We start from the raw sequence: 1609 nt of genomic DNA, 5'->3' as shown, positions 1-1609 counted from the left end.
AATTGGTGTGTAGAAGCACGGACCGACGGGCAACAACGCTCACGCTGGTCTGCTGTTTCTGCGGGTGCACTGCCAGGCGGACTCCAGGGTTTTCCCGGCGCATGCGACGCCTTCTGGAAGAGAGGCAGCGCCGGGCAGTGCACCATTCGGCGTGGTGAAATATCGTGGTACGAGCCCGCCGCAGGGATGATCTCTTCTTCTGTGTTCCCGAGCCGTGAGCTCTTCGGCAGATCGAGCGCCCTGCGGTGCGCTGGTGTCACGAACGGCTGGTGAGATGACGGACCGTCGAGTCCTGCAATTAGGTCGCCGCGTGCACCACACGGGTTCGCAACCTGCACATCGACATTGGGAGGCGCGGTGGGACTGTACTGCGGAATCGATTGGGCCGAAAACCATCACGACTTCGCGATCCTCAACGACCTGGGCGAAGTCGTGAGCCGGGGACGAGTCGACAACGACGCTGCCGGGTTCGCCCGGTTGCTCGAGGCATTCGCCGAAGCCGGCGACACCGCCGAAGATCCGATCCCAGTCGGGATCGAAACCGATCACGGCCTGTGGGTTGCCGGACTGCGCGCGAGTGGCCGGGTGATCTACCCGATCAATCCGCTCGCGGCCTCCCGGTACCGGTCCCGGCATTCGGTCTCCGGATCGAAATCCGATTCCGCCGACGCGGTCATGCTGGCGAATATCGTGCGCACCGACGCCGTCGCGCACCGCCCACTGCCGGCGGATACCGACAGCGCTCTGGCCATTCGGGTTCTCGCCCGCGCCCAGCAGGACGCCGTCTGGTCTCGGCAACGCTTCGGCAACGAGATCCGCTCGCTGCTCAAGGAATATTTCCCGGCAGCGTTGACCGCGTTTCAGTCGCTCGAAGACGGGCTGACCCGCCCTGATGCCCGAAGCGTGCTCGCTGCAGCTCCGACTCCGACCGCAGCTGCCGCCCTGACCCGGCCCCAACTCAAAGCAGCACTCAAAAGAGCCGGACGTTCCCGATTCCTCGACCGAGACGTCGAACGACTGCGGGCCATCATGCGCGCCCCGGCGCTTCGCCAGCCACCGCAGATCGAAGCAGCGATGGGAATCAGCCTGATGACCCTGTTGCGGCAGTTCGACGCCGCCTGCACAGCCGCCGAGACCCTCGCCGCGCACGTGAGCGTGCTCTTCTCCGAGCACCCGGATGCGAAGATCATCACCAGCTTTCCCGGTCTGGGGCCGCTCGCAGGTGCTCGCGTGCTCGCCGAGATCGGTGACGACCGAAACAGGTTCGCGACCGCGCGCGGCCTCAAGGCCTACGCCGGTGCTGCCCCGATCACCCGTGCCAGCGGGAAGAAAACCTTCGTCCTGCACCGGCACGTCAAGAACCGGCGACTGGCAGCAGCGGGAACGATCTGGGCGTTCAGCGCCCTGCAAGCGTCCCCCGGCGCCCGACGACATTTCGACGCTCGCCGCGCCGGCGGAGACTGGAACCACCAAGCCCAACGACACCTGTTCAACCGATTCCTCGGCCAACTCCACCACTGCCTTACCACCCGCGAATTCTTCGACGAACTGCACGCATTTCCACCTCCCCTCCCGATCGCGGCTTGACTCCTACACCCCGTGAGATGTC

At 65.4% G+C, this 1609-nt stretch carries 1 protein-coding gene; it reads left to right on the top strand.

Translation table 11 applies throughout. From position 1 onward, the window contains the following. The first annotated feature begins 357 nt into the window (after positions 1 to 357). Entirely contained in the window at positions 358 to 1587 is a 1230-nt protein-coding gene (locus RE4_RS30540) for an IS110 family RNA-guided transposase (protein WP_044480144.1), read from the top strand. Positions 1588 to 1609 lie beyond the last annotated feature (22 nt).

The organism is Rhodococcus erythropolis NBRC 15567, assembly GCF_001552595.1.
Lineage (GTDB): Bacteria > Actinomycetota > Actinomycetes > Mycobacteriales > Mycobacteriaceae > Rhodococcus_F > Rhodococcus_F erythropolis.
Note: the sequence above shows the minus strand (reverse complement) of the source record. Positions and strands in the feature narration are given on the sequence as shown.